The sequence below is a fragment of the Bradyrhizobium sp. 134 genome, assembly GCF_023074155.1.
Taxonomy (GTDB): Bacteria; Pseudomonadota; Alphaproteobacteria; order Rhizobiales; family Xanthobacteraceae; genus Bradyrhizobium.
In genome coordinates, this window is record NZ_JADPKX010000073.1 from 465,069 (window position 1) to 480,821 (window position 15,753).

Below are 15,753 nucleotides of genomic sequence, written 5' to 3' on the forward strand. Positions count from 1 at the left end.
TCTTGCTCTGTCTTAGTCCCTCATGGTGAGGAGGCGCGCAGCGCCGTCTCGAACCACGAGGCCCAGTCGGGCCTGCATCCTTCGAGACGCCGCGTTCCGCGGCTCCTCAGGATGAGGATCATCAGCCTCTTCCCTTCGTCGGGATCTTGTTGAACGGCACGTCCTTGTCGACCCTGATGTCGCCGGGCAGGCCCAACACCCGCTCGGCGATGATGTTGCGCATGATCTCGTCGGTGCCGCCTTCGACACGGGTGCCCGGCGCGCGCAGCAGCATCGCCTGGAAGCGGCCGGCGAGTTCGGCATCCTCGCCGCTGACCACTCCGCCCGCGCCCTGCAAGTCCAGGGCATAAGTCGCGACATCCTGGATCATCGAGCCCGCCACCAGCTTTCCGATGGAATTTTCCGGTCCCGGGCGCTCGCCCTTCGACAGCGCGGAGATCGCGCGCATGCTGGTGTATTTCAGCCCGCTCGCCTTCACTGCCCAGTTCGCCAGCTTCGCGCGCACCGCACGATCCTCGATGGCAGGGCCGTCGTCCAGCATCAGGTCCGAGCAATAATCGAACAGCTCGGGGAAGCCGGTCGAGACGGCCGCGCCGATCGCGCTGCGCTCGTTCATCAGCGTGGTCAGCGAGACGTTCCAGCCGTCGCCGACCTCGCCGAGGCGCTGGTGATCGGGAATGCGGACGTTGGTGAAATAGACCTCGTTGAAGTCGGAAGCGCCGCTCGCCTGCTTGATCGGCCGCACCTCGACGCCCGGGCTCTTCATGTCCAGGAAGAACATGGTCAGGCCCTTGTGCTTGGGCACGGTCGGATCGGTGCGGGTGAGCAAAATTCCGTAGTCGGAATAGTGCGCGCCCGACGTCCAGATCTTCTGGCCGTTGATCACCCAGTCGTCGCCGTCCTTTTCCGCGCGGGTTCGCAACCCAGCGACGTCGGAGCCGCCGGCGGGCTCGGAAAACAGCTGGCACCAGACCTTTTCGCCGGAGGCGAGCGGCGGCAGATAGGCGCGCTTATGCTCCTCGCGCGCGAACGCCATCATGGTCGGCCCGCACATGCCGTGGCCGATGATGAACATGCGGGATAGCTGGCCGAACGGCCCCTCTTCCTGCTGCCAGATCACACGCTCGATTGGCGACGAGCCGCGGCCACCATACTCCTTCGGCCAGTGCAGACAGGCCCAGCCGGCATCCGCCTTCTTCTTCTGCCAGGCCTTTGCAACGTCGAGGATGTTGGCGTTCTTCAATTGGGTGCGGCCGAGCGAGGATTTGCGGAGCTCGTCCTCGTATTGCTTCGGTGCATTCGCACCGATCCAGGCGCGCGCGGTGGCGCGGAATTCGGCTTCCTGCGGGGTATCGTCGAAGTTCATGACGTTGCCTTTGCCTACGCCGCGTTCTTCTTGCGCATGCGGTCGATCAACTGGTCTTCCCAATAGGACAGGCTGCCGAGACCGAGCGCCATGGCGTTGGCGCGGCGGTAGTACATGTGGCAGTCGAACTCCCAGGTGAAACCCATGCCGCCGTGAACCTGGATGTTGTTCTTGGCGCAGTGCTGGAACGCCTGCGTCGCACTGATGCGCGCGGCTGCAGCCGCTTCCGGCAGTTCGCCTGCATTGGTCGAGAGCGCCCAGGCGCCGTAATAGCTGTTGGAACGCGCCAGCGTCGCCGACACGTACATGTCCGCCAGCATGTGCTTGACGGCCTGGAACGAGCCGATCTGTCGGCCGAAGGCGATGCGGTCGAGTGCGTAGTCGCGGCCCATCTCCAGCGCGCGGTCGGAGCCGCCGACCTGCTCGAACGCGCAGAGCACCGCGGCGCGATCGAGCACTTGAGTCAAGATGCTCCAGCCTTCGCCGGCCGCACCCAGCGGCTCGGCCTTGCAATCCCTGAAAGTGATCTCGGCCTGTCCGCGGGTCGGATCGAGATTGGTCAGGCTTTTCACCTCGACGCCGCCGTCTTTGAGATCGACGATGAACAAGGAGATGTCGCCGTCGCGCCCGCTCGATCCCGTGCGTGCCGCGACCACCGCGAAGTCCGCGATCGCGCCATCGGCGACCGGCTTCTTGACACCGTTGAGCATGCCATTGGCAGCCGTGAGCTTGACGTTCTTCGGTGACGGATTGCCCTTGCCCTCGAACAGCGCCAGCGTTCCGATCGCCTCGCCCGAGGCAATCGCCGGCAACCATTTCTTCTTCTGCGCGTCACTGCCGGCGATCAGCAGCGCTTCGGCTGCGAGATAGACGGTAGAGGAAAACGGCACCGGTGCGTTCGACCGGCCCATCTCTTCAGCGATCACGCAAAGTTCGAGATGACCGGCGCCGGCGCCACCAAAGTCCTCTGGGATTGCAACACCGAGAAAACCCATCTCGGCGAGCCCCTTCCACAGCTCCTTGTCATACGGTGCCTTGCCGTCGAGAACTGCGCGCACCGCCTTTGGCGAGCATTTCTCAGTGAGGAATTTGCGCGCCTGATCGCGGAGCTGCTTCTGGTCGTCGGAGAAATCGAAGTTCATGGCGCGTATCCGTGTTGATGATGTCGATTACTTGAGAATGATGACGTCCTGGTCGGGCTTGTCCGCATAAAGCCGCTCGACCAGCGCGGCACGACGTTCCAGGCCGGCGCGCTGGTTGATGTAGCCCTTGTCGGTGAGCTCGTTGCCGTCGATCGAGGGCGGTTCCGCCATCAGCATGGCGCGCGCGATGATACGGCTGCTGGCGCCTTCGCACTCCTTGTTGTGGGCCTCCAGTCCGCGCCTGAAGCAAGCGATCACCTCGGGATGCTTCACTGCATCATCGAAGCTGAGATCGGGGTTGCCGGCGAGTTGGCGGCAGGCATGCAGGTTCGGCCAGGCCAGCAGGCCGATGAAGGCGCGATCCTGCCCCGCGACCAGCGCGTCATGGACGACAGGCGTTGCCGCGGCGATAGCATCCGTGCGCAGCGAGCCGACATGGACGAAGGTGCCGGTGGTCAGCTTGAAATCTTCCACCACGCGCCCGGCAAAGATGATGCCCTTCACCGGATCAGTGTCGTCGACGAAGACGCCGGCGTCACCGATGCAGTAAAAACCTTCCTCGTCGAACATCTTCTTCGTCAGGTCAGGCTGGCCGAAATAGCCCGGCGTGACGTTGACGCCGCGCAGACGCAGCTCGTATTTCGAGCCGCAGGGCACCATCTTCAACTCGACGCCGGGGAACGGCAGGCCGATCAGGCCGACGCGCTCGGTGTCCCAATAGGTGCCGGTCGAGGTCGGCGCGGTCTCGGTCGAACCCCAGCCGGTGTAGAACACGATGCGCTCGCCGGTGGTCTTCACGGCGAGAGCCTGCATGCGATCGTAGAGATCATCCGGCAGTCGCGCGCCGCCATAGGCCATGATCGAGAGGTTCTTGAAGAAGGATCGGCACAGCCCGTCGTCCTTCTCCATGGCGGCGGCGAGCGCGGCATAGCCCGCGGGGACGTTGGCGTAATAGGTCGGCGATATCTCGCGCAGATTGCGCAGCGTCTCATCGAACTGGCCCGGCATCGGCCGCCCGTCATCGATATAGAGCGTGCCGCCGTCGACCAGGATCGGGTGGAACGCCGCATTGCCGCCCATGGTGTGGTTCCAGGGCATCCAGTCCAGCATGGTCGAGATCGGACCGCCGGGATCGCGCGGTCGCACCTGCATCATCATCGCCGCATTGGCGCACATCATCGCTTGCGTGTTGATGACGGCCTTGGGCATGCCGGTCGAGCCTGACGTGAACAGCAGCTTGCCGACGGTCTCAGCCGCGATCTTCGCGATCGACGCTTCGACATCGGCCGTCACGACTGTCGCCGCGAGCTCGGCAAAGCTGACGCTCGCGATACCCTCGCAGGGCCGCAAGACGTGAACCACGGTGACGCCTGTGAGATCGAGCGCTTTCAGCGCCTTCTCGAAGGTCGGGCCGTCCTGCACCATCACCGCGCCCGGCTTGATCAGGTCGAACAAATATTTCAGCTTGACGTGATCATGGCTCATCAAGGAGTAGGCTGGCGAGACCGGCGCGGCCGGGACGCGCGCCTGCATCGCCGCCTGCGTCATCAGCGCGTGCTCGATCGAATTGCCGGAGAGGATCGTGACCGGGCGGCCGTCGAGCGCGAGATTGAGCAGGCCTTGCGTCAGCGCATCCACGGTGCGCTTGGCCTCCCCATAGGATACCTTACGCCATTCGCGGTTAGGGCCGCCGCGCTGGGCAAGCCAGATCCGCTCGGGCGCTTCCTTCGCCCATTTTGCCAGCGAAGCCGGGATATGCTTCTCGTAGGTCTGCAGCGGGATGCGCGACTTCAGCACCACCGTGCCGTCGTCGCGGCGCTCGACATCGATGTCGCGCGCCAGCCACTCGACCTTGCGAAAGGCGGGCTTCGTCATCACCGCCGCCGCGCTTCCACTCATTTTGCGTCTCCCGGAATTTCTCGTCCTTTACGGATCTTCATTGTCAGCGCCTGATATAGACAGGCTTTCGCTTCTCAAGGAAGGCCCTGATGCCTTCCGAAAATTCCTCGGAGCGGCTGCACAGAACCTGGTTGCGATCCTCCATCGCGATCACGGCTTCCAGCGATCCGGCATCGACGCTCATGTTGAGACATTCTTTGGACAGGCGTAGGCCCACGGGCGAGGCCGTGATCATCGCGTCGACATAGGGTTCGGCGGCCTCATCGAGCTTGTCCTCGTCGACGACCTCGGAGACCAGCCCGACCGCGAGCGCCCGCTCGGCGCCGATGAAGCGTCCCGTGAGGATCAGCTCCGAGGCAACGGAGACACCGACAAGGCGCGGCAGGAAATAGCTGGTGCCGATGTCGCAGCCGCCAAGGCCGAGCTTGATGAAGGCGCAGTTCATCCGCGCCGATCTCGTCGCGATGCGGATATCGGAGGCGAGCGCAAGTGCAAAGCCGCCGCCAGCCGCCGCGCCCTGTACCAGCGCGAGGATCGGCTGCGGACAGCGCCGCATCAGCATCACGATGTCGGCGATGCGCCGCTGCGAATCCAGCGACTCGGTGACATCAGACGGCTCCTGCTGGCCGGCACGGCGCGCCATCGCGGCCTTGAGATCGAGGCCCGCACAGAAATTGTTGCCGGCGCCCTTCAGCACTACGACGCGGGTATCGCGATTGCGCTGGAGGCCTTGGAAATAAGCATTCAGCGCGTCGATCAACGCAGGATCGAGCGCGTTGAGGTGTTCGGGACGATTGAGCGTCACTGTGTCGACGCCGTCATTGTGCTCGATCAGCAGCGATTGGGACATGAGGCGCCTCGTGCTTGCCGCCATTCGCGGTGCCGATTGCTGCGCCCTCTCCCCTTGTGGGAGAGGGCATGTATGCTGCGAACCCGGAATTCGCTTGGGTGAGGGGTCTGTCTCCGTGGATAGAGACCCCTCATCCGGCGCGCTACGCGCGCCACCTTCTCCCACAAGGGGAGAAGGGAGGAAGAGCTACCGCGGCGCCATGCGGATCGCGCCGTCGAGACGGATGGTCTCGCCATTGAGCATCGGGTTCTCGACGATGTGCACGGCCAGCGAGCCGTATTCATTGGCGTCGCCGAGACGCGCGGGATGCGGCACCTGGGCACCGAGGCTCTTGCGGGCCTCTTCGTTCAAACCCATCAGCAGCGGCGTCAGGAACAGGCCGGGGGCGATGGTGTTGACGCGGATCTTCTGGCTCGCGAGATCGCGCGCCGCCGGCAGCGTGAGACCGACGACGCCGCCCTTCGACGCCGCATAAGCGATCTGACCGATCTGCCCTTCGTAAGCCGCGACCGACGCCGTGTTGACGATGACGCCGCGTTCTTCACCGACCGGCTCGATCGTGACGAGGCGCTCGGCGAACAGACGCAGGCAGTTGAAGGTGCCGATCAAATTGACGTTGATGATGCGCGCGAACTTTTCCAGCGGGTAGACGCCGTCGCGGCCGACGATGCGCTGCGAGCCGCCGATGCCGGCGCAGTTCATCAGCACGCGCGCGACGCCGTGCGCGGCTTCCGCCTTGGCGATCGCCGCCTTGATCTGCTCCTCGCTGGTGACATCGGCATGAAGCGCGATGCCCTTCACTTCGGCGGCAACCTTCTCGGCGTTTTCCTTGCTCTGGTCGATCACGCCGATCTTGGCGCCCTTGGCGGCCATGGCGCGGGCGGTCGCGGCACCGAGGCCGGACCCGCCGCCCGTGATGAGAACGGCTACGTCTTTCAACTGCATCGCTTGTACCTTTCCTCAAACCTTTTCCTTGGGCGTTTCTTCTCTAGACTTCTGCGTTCTGGCCGGTCATCCGGCCGCGGCAGCTTCCTCGATATTCGTGAGAATGCCGCCGCAGATCAGCGTTTCCATATGCTTGATGTATTGCCGGCAGACGTCGTCGGTGACCGGGCCAACGCCGGTCGCGCGCGACATCGCGTGCCGGCCGAAGAACAAATGATCGCAGGCGCCGATCAGGCTGGTGTAGAACAGCACCGGATCGGTGGCGCGGAATTCGCCCTGACTGACGCCTTCGGCGAGCAGGCGGCGATGGAAATCCAGCAGCGGTGCGACGAAGAATTTCGAGACTTCGTCCGCGGAGCCCGCGACGCTCTCGTGCAGCAGATAGTGGATCAGCCGGTTCATGTACGGAAACCGGTGATAGGCGCGGATGATGCCGCCGATATGCAGCTTCAGCTTCGCAGTCGGCGTGATCGGCTGCGCCAGCAGATATTCGAGATTGGACAGTTCCGTTCCCGCGTCGCGCTCGAGCAGCGCCAGCAGCAGGCCGTCCTTGTTGCCGAAGTGATATTTGACCAGCGCGGCGTTGGCACCGGACTTCTGGGCGATGTCGCTCAGCGAAATCTCGATCGAGGAGCGTTCGATCATCAACTCGCTCGCGGCCACGAGCAATTTCTCTGCTGTGGAATTCTTTCCGCTGGGGAGCCGGTTCGGTACGCTGGTAGTCACGGAGATCCCTGATTTTGGCGCGAGAGCGGCCGCAGATAAGCCCAAGCAGCACCTCTCCACAAGAGTTAATTGATCGATTGACTAAACAACCAGTCGCCCCTTAAATCCGTCCGACAAGCAACCGTTCAAAATAGTGTAGGGAGAAACCGACATGGCCGAGGCTTATATCGTCGCCGCCGCGCGTACCGCCGGCGGGCGCAAGGGGGGCCGCCTCGCCGGATGGCATCCGGCCGATCTCGCCGCGAAGGTGCTGGACGAGCTGGTTGACCGCACCAAGGTCGATCCCGCGCTGGTCGAGGATGTGATCATGGGCTGCGTCATGCAGGTCGGCGAGCAGTCCAACAACGTCGCGCGCAACGCCATCATGGCCTCGAAACTGCCGGAGAGCGTGCCGGGTACCTCGATCGACCGCCAATGCGGCTCCTCGCAGCAGGCGCTGCACTTCGCAGCCCAGGCCGTGATGTCCGGCGCGATGGACGTGGTGATCGCCGCCGGCGTGGAATCGATGACACGCGTGCCGATGGGCCTGTCGTCGCAGCTTCCCGCCAAGAACGGCTTTGGCAATTACAAGAGCCCGGGTATCGAGCACCGTTATCCAAACATCGTGTTCAGCCAGTTCACCGGCGCCGAAATGATGGCCGAGAAGTACGGCCTGTCGAAGGACGAGCTCGACGAATACTCCTACAACAGCCATCAGCGCGCGATCGCGGCAACCCAGGCCGGCCACTTCAAAAAGGAGATCGTGCCGCTCGAGATCACCCGCGCCGACGGCTCCAAGGACACCCACCACATCGACGAGGGCATCCGCTTCGACGCCACACTCGACGGCATCAAGGGCGTCAAGCTGATCGCCGAGAACGGCAAGCTCTCCGCGGCCAGCGCCAGCCAGATCTGCGACGGCGCCTCCGGCGTGATGGTGGTGAACGAGCGTGGCCTGAAGCAGCTTGGCGTGAAGCCGCTGGCGCGCGTCCACCACATGACCATGATGGGCGGCGATCCCGTGATCATGCTCGACGCACCGCTGCACGCCACCAAGCGCGCGCTGGAGAAGGCCGGCATGACGATCGACGACATCGACCTGTTCGAGGTCAACGAGGCCTTTGCCTCGGTGCCGACGGGGTGGCTCAAGACCACTGGCGCCGATCCGGAACGTCTCAACGTCAATGGCGGCGCCATCGCGCTCGGCCATCCGCTCGGCGGCTCCGGCACCAAGCTGATGACGACGCTGGTGCATGCCCTGCATCAGCGCGGCAAGCGCTACGGGCTCCAGACCATGTGCGAGGGCGGCGGCATGGCCAACGTGACGATCGTGGAGCGGCTGTAAGCTCTCACGTGTCCCGGACGCGCTGCAGCGTGAAACGCTGCGGCGCAGAGCCGGGACCCATGCCTCACAATGGACCTCGGATCTGCAGCGCACCGCTACGCGCTGCGTTGCGTCCGGGGAACATCACTCCTAGCCGTAAACAGAGACATGACTCACCCCTCCATTCACGCCCGCGCCACACCCGACAAGATCGCCTATCAGATGGCCGGGACCGGCAAGGCGATTACCTATCGCGAGCTCGACGAGCTTTCGAACCAGGGCGCGCATCTGTTCCGCTCGCTCGGGCTGAAGGCCGGCGACCACATCGCGCTGCTGATGGAGAACCGCCTCGCCTTCATGGAGATCTGCTGGGCTGCGCAACGCAGCGGGCTCTATTACACCGCGATCAGCCGCTATTTGAAGCAGGACGAGATCGACTACATCATCGCCGATTGCGGCGCCAAGGTCGTGATCACCACGCCGAAATGCGCCGACCAGATCAAGGCCCTGATCAAGGGTGCGGCCGGCGAGCCGGTCTTCTACATGATGGACGAGCCGCAAGCCGGCTTCCGCTCCTACGACAAGGAAGCCGCCGCGCAGCCGACAACGCCGATCGCCGACGAGGTCGCCGGCTATGACATGCTGTATTCGTCGGGCACCACCGGCCGACCCAAGGGCATCAAGAAGGCGTTCGAGGGCAAGCCGATCGACGAGCCGAACGCGTTTCTGCGCGTCCTCTGCGCCAGCATGTGCGGCATGAACGACGAGACCACCTACCTCTCACCGGCGCCGCTCTATCACGCGGCTCCCTTGCGCTTCAACATGATGGCGATCCTGCTCGGCGGCACTTCCATCATCATGGAGCACTTTGACGCCGAAGATTTCCTGAAGCTGGTCGAAAAATACAAGGTGACCCACGCGCAGCTCGTGCCGACCATGTTCGTGCGCATGCTGAAGCTGCCGGACGAGGCCCGCAACCGCTACGACGTCTCGACGCTGAAGGGCGCGATCCACGCCGCCGCGCCCTGCCCGGTCGAGGTCAAGGCCAAGATGATCGAATGGTGGGGGCCGATCCTGATCGAGTATTACGCGGGCTCCGAAGGCAACGGCGTCACCGTCTGCAACTCGAAAGAATGGCTGGAGCACCGCGGCAGCGTCGGCCGCGCCGTGGTCGGCAAGATCAAGATTCTGGACGAGAACGACGAGGAGCAGCCGACGGGCGAGATCGGCACGGTCTATTTCGCCGATGCGCCGGTTTTCACCTATCACAACGATCCCGAGAAGACGAAGAAGGCCTACAACGCAAAAGGCTGGTCGACGCTCGGCGACGTCGGCTATCTCGACAGAGACGGCTTTCTTTTTCTGACCGACCGCAAGTCCTACATGATCATCTCGGGCGGCGTGAACATCTACCCGCAGGAGACCGAGGACGTGCTCATCACCCACCCCGAAGTCGCCGACGTCGCCGTGTTCGGTGTGCCGAACGAGGAGATGGGCGAAGAGGTCAAGGCGGTGGTGCAGCCGCACGATCCCAAGCGCGCCGGCAAGGAGCTCGAGGCCGACCTGATCGCCTACTGCAAGAGCCGCCTCTCGACGATCAAATGCCCGCGCTCGATTGATTTCGAAGCCGAGCTTCCGCGCACCCCGACCGGCAAGCTGGTGAAGCGGCATTTGCGCGACAAATATTGGCCGAAGGCGGCGGTGAAGATCTAGCCCGCGGCGTCATCGCCTCAGTCGAACAAGCTCGGCGTGTGGTTCACCAGCGCGCCTTCGATCTCGAGCATCTTCAGCTTGGTCACCACGCCGCCATTCGCGGAGAAACCGCCGGGCTTGTTGCCGGCCGCCAGCACGCGATGGCAGGGCACGACGATCGGGCACGGGTTGCGGCCGAGCGCCTGGCCGACGTCGCGCGACAGCTCGACACCGCCGAGCTGCTTGGCGATGTCGCCATAGGTGACGGTCTTGCCCGGCGGAATGGTGCGGGCGATCGCGTAGACGCCGCGGTTGAAGTCGGGCACGCCGTCGAGATCGAGCGGGATGTCGGTGAGGTCATCCGGCTCGCCCGCGAGCAGTTTTGTGATTCGGTCGATCGCCTGCTGCACTTCGACGGTCGGCTCGGCCTCGCTGGCGTCGGCATGGCGCTGGCTGATGCGGGTGCGGATCTTCTGCTCACCGCCCATCGGCAGTTGCGTGCCGTTGATGCCGCGCGGACCCCAGGCAATGGCGCACAGGCCGATCTTGCTATCGAACAGGGCAAAATGCTGGTCGGTCATGTTTTGGTCCCTGGCTTGCGTTCCCTCGCATGCCCCCAATGTGAACTGAGCTCAAATCTAGGCTTGGAAATAGTTGCGATCCACCCGGTTTCCGGGAATCTTGCACAGGAGTTCCGCCCCCTGTTCGCGAGCCCAGAATGCAAAGCCTCCACGTCAACGGATACGACATGCCCTATCTCGACGTGGGCGAAGACCGAGGCCGGCCGCCGCTGGTCTGCGTTCATGGCTCGCTCAACGACTTTCGTGTCTGGGGCTGCGTGCTCGGGCCGCTGTCGCAGCGGCACCGGCTGATCTGCGTCAGCCTGCGGCACTTCTTCCCGGCGCAATGGGATGGCGTTGGCGACACCTATTCGATCGCCCAGCATGTCGAGGACGTCATCGCCTTCATCGAGGAACTCGACCTCGGTCCGGTCGATTTGATGGGCCATTCCCGGGGCGGGCACATCTGCTTCCGGGTGGCGCAGCGGCGGCCGGAGCTGCTCCGGCGGCTGGTGCTGGCCGAGCCCGGCGGCGAGCTCGATGCGAGCCTCGATCCTGATTATGCCGGCGGCCCCTCGCCGCTGCTGGCGCGGTTCACGGCCTCGGCCGAGAAGATCGCGGCCGGCGACATTGACGGCGGCCTTGCCGTCTTCGTCGACACGCTTGAAGGCGCCGGCACCTGGCCGCGGCTGCCGGCGCTGGTGAAGCAGAATCTGCGTGACAACGCTTTCACCCTGATCGGCCAGGTCCGCGACAACCGCCCGCCATTCTCGAAGGCGGACGCGGAGTCCATTACGATGCCGACGCTGTTCGTCCTGGGCGCACGGACCAAGGGCCTGCTGCCGAAAGTGCTGCATGCGCTCGCCGCGCATGTGCCGTATTCCAGGACGGCGGTCATCCCGAACGCAACGCACCCGATGTTCGAGCAGGCGCCGCAGAAATACTCCGAAGTGGTGCTGGATTTCCTGGCGGGCTGATCATGCAGACCTTTCGCGTCAACGATTACGACATGGCCTATCTCGAAGTGGGACGAGGCCCGCCGCTGGTCTGCGTGCACGGCACGCTCGGCGATTTCCGCACCTGGTATTCCGTGCTCGGCCCGCTGTCGAAATCGCATCGCGTGATCTCGGTCAGCCTGCGGCATTTCTTTCCCGAACACTGGGATGCCGTCGGCGACGACTACAAGATGGCCCAGCACGTCGCTGACGTGGTCGCTTTCATCGAGCAGGTCGAACCCGCGCCGGTCGATCTGATGGGCCATTCGCGCGGCGGCCACATCGCGTTTCGCGTGGCGCAGACGCGGCCGGATCTGTTGCGCAAACTGGTGCTGGCCGAGCCCGGCGGCGATCTCGATGCCAGCCTGCCGGTGCCCGCAGGCACGCCCGCGCATCCGCCGCTGGCGGCGCGCACGGCGCGCTCGGTCGAGATGATCCGCGCCGGCGACATCGAGAGCGCGCTGCAGAACTTCTACGAAGGCATCGAAGGCGACGGCACATGGCGGCGCGTGCCGGCGGCGGCGAAGCAGCAATTGCGCGACAACGCGATCACCTTCCTCGGCCAGATCAACGAGCAGCGCAGGCCCTACACGCTCGCGGACGCGCAGGCGATCAGGACCCCGACTCTGCTGATCGGCGGCGGCGCGACGACGGGGAGCCTGTCGGTGATGTGGCGCGTGCTGGCCGAGCACATCGCGGGGGCTAAGACGGCCGTGATCCCCAATGCCGGGCACTGGATGTTCGAGCAGGCGCCGCTGGAGTTCGGCGAGGCGGTGAACGCGTTCCTGGCGGAGTAGGCGGCCTCACATCTCCTTTCCTTGAAACAACCCCATGCACAGTAGCCGAGCCCAGCAATATCAATGGCTTGGCGAATCGCAAAAACGAGGTCGGACGCCGCATTGGCCGCGCTTGACGCCCTTATCCTCTCGCCGTATCTTCGAATACGGAATTCCGTATTCTCTGTTGGCCTTCGGAGCTGCTGGCGTGATCCCTCTCGACCCGCTTCCGAACTTGATCGACCAGGTCTATGCGCGGATCCTGGAGGCGATCTCCGATCGCACGCTGCAGCCGGGCCAGCGCATCCGCCAGAACGAGCTCGCCGACAGGCTCGGCGTGTCGCGCCAGCCGGTGTCGCATGCGCTGCACCTGTTGCACCGGCAGGGACTCGTCGCCGAGAGCGGTCGGCGCGGCTTTGAAGTCACCCAGCTCGATCCCGCACGCATCCGCCAGCTCTACGAGGTGCGCGGCGCGATCGATGCGCTGGCGGCACGGCTTGCAGGGGAGCGCGCGGCAAGCGATGCGGCGGGACGCGCGCGGCTGGAGGCGGCCCTCGCCGCCGGGCGCGGGATCGATGGCAAGACCACGCTCGCCGAGCTGATCGCGCTCGACGTCGAGTTTCATCGCGCGATCTATCGGCTCTCCGGCAATCCCGTGATCGAGGAGACGATTACTCCGCAATGGCCGCATATGCGCCGCTCGATGGCGACGGTGCTGTCCGAACTCGATTATCGTGGCAGCGCCTGGGCCGAGCATGCCGACATCGCCGGACACATTCTCGCGGGCGATGCCAAGGCGGCCGAACGTGCGGCGCTTGCGCACGCGCAGACGGCTGGACGGATGACCGAGGAGAGATTGAGGGCGACGGAAGAGGCGGCGGCGTAGCAGCCACCACCGCCAAAGACGTGGATGGCCGGGTCAAGGCCATGACGAGCGATAACAAAAATTAGAACAGGAGGACGCGCCATGAAACTGTCCCAGGAGCAATTGGAGTTCTTCCACCGCGAGGGCTGGCTGTTCCTGCCCGAATTGTTCAGCCCGGAGGAGGTCGATCTTCTCGCGCGCGAGGCGGTCGCCATCTATGACGCAAACCGGCCGGAAGTCTGGCGCGAGAAGAGCGGCGCGCCGCGCACCGCCTTTGCCGCGCATCTCTACAACGAGGCCTTCGGCATTCTGGGTGCGCATCCCCGCATGATCGACCCGGTCGAGCAGCTGTTCGGCGAGCAGGTCTACATGCACCAGTTCAAGATCAACGCAAAATCCGCCTTCACCGGCGACGTCTGGCAATGGCACCAGGATTACGGCACGTGGAAGCGCGACGACGGCATGCCAGAGCCGCGCGCGATGAACATCGCGATCTTCCTCGACGAGGTGATGCCGATCAACGGCCCGCTGATGCTGGTGCCGCAGAGCCAGAACGCCGGCGACCTCAAGGCCTCGCACGACCTCGCGACGACCTCCTATCCGCTGTGGACGCTGGACGAGGAGACCGTGACGCGCCTCGTCAAGCAGGGCGGCATCGTGGCGCCGACCGGCAAGCCGGGCGGCATGCTGATGTTCCACGGCAATCTCGTGCATGGCTCGGCGGGCAACATCACGCCCTACCCGCGCAAGATCGTGTACCTGACGCTGAACGCGGTTTCGAATTACATCCGCACCCCGACGCGGCCGGAGTACATCGCGCATCGCGATTTTGCGCCGATCAAGACGGTGAAGGACGACGCGCTGGTCCGGCTCGCCCGTGCGCCGCGGCAGGCGGCGGAGTAGACTTACTCGCAAACATCCTCGGTCGTCGTGGCCGGGCTTGTCCCGCCTGCGCGGCCGAAGCCGCTTCGGCGACGCAAAGGCCCGGGGATCCACGCCTTGAGACGATCGCTGCCGGCAAGACGTGGATGGCCGGGTCAGGCCCGGCCATGACGATCTGATAGAAACACGCCCCTCACCAATTTCTGCCTCGCAGGACCGTCCCATGAACCTCTTCCGCCTCCTCCAGGCCCGCGCTTCCGCCGGCAAGCCCGTCCGTGTGGCGCTGATCGGCGCCGGTAAATTCGGCTCGATGTTCCTGGCGCAGGTGCCCCACACGCCGGGACTGGAGGTGCCCATCATCATCGACATCGATCGCGACCGCGCGCGCGAGGCCTGCCGCACCGTGGGATGGGACGCGGCGCGGATCGCCGCCACTGTTTTCACCGACGACGGCGCGCGCGCCATTGCCGGCGGCGCGATGGACGTGGTGGTGGAGGCGACCGGCAATCCGGCCGTCGGCATCAAGCACGCCCGCGCGGCGATCGCGGCCGGCAAGCATATCGTGATGGTCAATGTCGAGGCCGATGTGCTGGCGGGTCCGCTGCTCGCCGAGGAAGCCCGCAAGGCCGGCGTGGTCTATTCGCTCGCCTATGGCGACCAGCCGGCGCTGACCGCGGAGATGGTGGATTGGGCTCGCGCCACCGGTTTTCACGTGGTCGCCGCCGGCAAAGGCACAAAATATCTGCCGGCCTATCACGACGTGACGCCGGATGGCGTCTGGCAGCATTACGGGTTGACCGCGGGCGAGGCGCAATCGGCCGGGATGAATCCCCAGATGTTCAACTCCTTCCTCGACGGCACCAAATCGGCGATCGAGATGGCCGCGATTGCGAATGCCTGCGGACTGGACGTGCCTGCGGAGGGCCTGCTGTTTCCACCCTGCGGCGTCGACGACCTCCCGCATATCATGCGGCCGCGCAGCAAGGGCGGCGTGCTGGAGCGATCGGGCGTCGTGGAAGTGGTCTCCTCGCTTGAGCGCGACGGAAGGCCGGTGTTTCGCGATCTGCGCTGGGGCGTTTACGTCGTGCTCGAGGCGCCGAACGACTACGCGGCCGACTGCTTCAGGCAGTACGGCCTGAAGACCGACGGCAGCGGACGGTACGCGGCGATGTACAAGCCGTACCATCTGATCGGCCTCGAGCTGAACATCTCGGTCTTGTCGGCAGCCCTGCGGGGCGAGCCGACCGGGCAGCCCCATCGTTTCCGCGGCGACGTCGCCGCCGTGGCAAAACGCAATCTGCGTGCCGGCGAGATGCTCGACGGCGAAGGCGGCTACACGGTGTGGGGCAAGCTGGTGCCGGCGGCCGCGAGCCTCAAGGCCGGCGCGTTGCCGATCGGCCTGGCGCATCGGCTGAAGCTGAAGCACGACGTCGCCCATGGCGAGCTCGTGCGCTGGAGCGACGTCGAGTTCGACGCAGGCAACGAGACGGTCAAGACGCGGAAGGCAATGGAAGCGGTGTTCGTAAGTGCAGATCAGGCCGTGCACTCATAAATCCAAATTCATTGGTGCGGCCTGAGCGATGTTCCGCTGGCCGACGCTTTGCGGACTCAAGCTGAACATCGACTCAGGTCAGCTATGGGCCATGTGTGGACGGCTCCGGGTTGGCAAGGAGAATCTTCACTTGCGGCGTTGGTCGGAGCAGCCATGTGTTCGGCCTTCTTGTGCGGTACTCATGACCGCTGGCCATAATG

Annotated in this window: 14 protein-coding genes; 7 read left to right on the plus strand and 7 right to left on the minus strand. The window is 64.7% G+C overall.

The features are described 5' to 3' along the window. Positions 1–121: 121 nt before the first annotated feature. From IVA75_RS30190 to IVA75_RS30215, 6 genes are all read right to left on the minus strand, one after another. On the minus strand, positions 122–1,366 hold the full coding sequence (locus IVA75_RS30190; RefSeq protein WP_027565575.1) for an acyl-CoA dehydrogenase: 1,245 nt from the start codon (positions 1,364–1,366) through the stop codon (positions 122–124). Positions 1,367–1,380: 14 nt separating this feature from the next. After that, positions 1,381–2,508, minus strand: a complete 1,128-nt coding sequence (locus tag IVA75_RS30195; protein ID WP_247290127.1) for an acyl-CoA dehydrogenase family protein — start codon at positions 2,506–2,508, stop codon at positions 1,381–1,383. Between the two features lie 27 nt (positions 2,509–2,535). Next, on the minus strand, positions 2,536–4,407 hold the full coding sequence (locus IVA75_RS30200) for an AMP-binding protein (protein ID WP_247290129.1): 1,872 nt from the start codon (positions 4,405–4,407) through the stop codon (positions 2,536–2,538). Between the two features lie 43 nt (positions 4,408–4,450). Beyond that, on the minus strand, positions 4,451–5,257 hold the full coding sequence (locus IVA75_RS30205; RefSeq protein WP_247290131.1) for an enoyl-CoA hydratase/isomerase family protein: 807 nt from the start codon (positions 5,255–5,257) through the stop codon (positions 4,451–4,453). A gap of 186 nt (positions 5,258–5,443) precedes the next feature. Further along, positions 5,444–6,202 carry an SDR family NAD(P)-dependent oxidoreductase gene (locus tag IVA75_RS30210; protein WP_007615252.1) on the minus strand — a complete coding sequence of 253 codons (759 nt, stop codon included), beginning with the start codon at positions 6,200–6,202 and terminating at the stop codon, positions 5,444–5,446. 66 nt (positions 6,203–6,268) lie between these two features. Further along, positions 6,269–6,973 carry a TetR family transcriptional regulator gene (locus IVA75_RS30215; RefSeq protein ID WP_007615253.1) on the minus strand — a complete coding sequence of 235 codons (705 nt, stop codon included), beginning with the start codon at positions 6,971–6,973 and terminating at the stop codon, positions 6,269–6,271. A 106-nt stretch (positions 6,974–7,079) separates the two neighbouring features. Between IVA75_RS30215 and IVA75_RS30220 the strand changes: the two genes are divergently transcribed. Next, positions 7,080–8,252 (plus strand): acetyl-CoA C-acetyltransferase, encoded by a 1,173-nt coding sequence (locus IVA75_RS30220; RefSeq protein WP_247290133.1) that lies wholly within the window; start codon positions 7,080–7,082, stop codon positions 8,250–8,252. A 147-nt stretch (positions 8,253–8,399) separates the two neighbouring features. Next, positions 8,400–9,944 carry an acyl-CoA synthetase gene (locus tag IVA75_RS30225; protein WP_247290135.1) on the plus strand — a complete coding sequence of 515 codons (1,545 nt, stop codon included), beginning with the start codon at positions 8,400–8,402 and terminating at the stop codon, positions 9,942–9,944. A gap of 17 nt (positions 9,945–9,961) precedes the next feature. On the opposite strand, the gene IVA75_RS30230 is transcribed toward IVA75_RS30225, so the two are convergent. Further along, a complete protein-coding gene (locus IVA75_RS30230; protein WP_027565581.1) occupies positions 9,962–10,504 on the minus strand; it encodes a methylated-DNA--[protein]-cysteine S-methyltransferase in 543 nt (180 codons plus the stop codon). Between the two features lie 137 nt (positions 10,505–10,641). Between IVA75_RS30230 and IVA75_RS30235 the strand changes: the two genes are divergently transcribed. The 5 genes from IVA75_RS30235 (at position 10,642) to IVA75_RS30255 (ending at position 15,553) form a co-directional block, all read left to right on the plus strand. Continuing rightward, complete coding sequence (locus tag IVA75_RS30235; RefSeq protein ID WP_247290137.1) at positions 10,642–11,460, plus strand: alpha/beta hydrolase; 819 nt, start codon at positions 10,642–10,644, stop codon at positions 11,458–11,460. A gap of 2 nt (positions 11,461–11,462) precedes the next feature. Beyond that, positions 11,463–12,275 carry an alpha/beta hydrolase gene (locus tag IVA75_RS30240; protein WP_247290139.1) on the plus strand — a complete coding sequence of 271 codons (813 nt, stop codon included), beginning with the start codon at positions 11,463–11,465 and terminating at the stop codon, positions 12,273–12,275. A 187-nt stretch (positions 12,276–12,462) separates the two neighbouring features. Next, positions 12,463–13,140, plus strand: a complete 678-nt coding sequence (locus tag IVA75_RS30245; RefSeq protein ID WP_027565584.1) for a GntR family transcriptional regulator — start codon at positions 12,463–12,465, stop codon at positions 13,138–13,140. Positions 13,141–13,221: 81 nt separating this feature from the next. Continuing rightward, on the plus strand, positions 13,222–14,022 hold the full coding sequence (locus IVA75_RS30250; RefSeq protein ID WP_247290141.1) for a phytanoyl-CoA dioxygenase family protein: 801 nt from the start codon (positions 13,222–13,224) through the stop codon (positions 14,020–14,022). Positions 14,023–14,224: 202 nt separating this feature from the next. Next, positions 14,225–15,553, plus strand: a complete 1,329-nt coding sequence (locus tag IVA75_RS30255; RefSeq protein ID WP_247290143.1) for a Gfo/Idh/MocA family oxidoreductase — start codon at positions 14,225–14,227, stop codon at positions 15,551–15,553. The last annotated feature ends 200 nt before the right edge of the window (positions 15,554–15,753 follow it).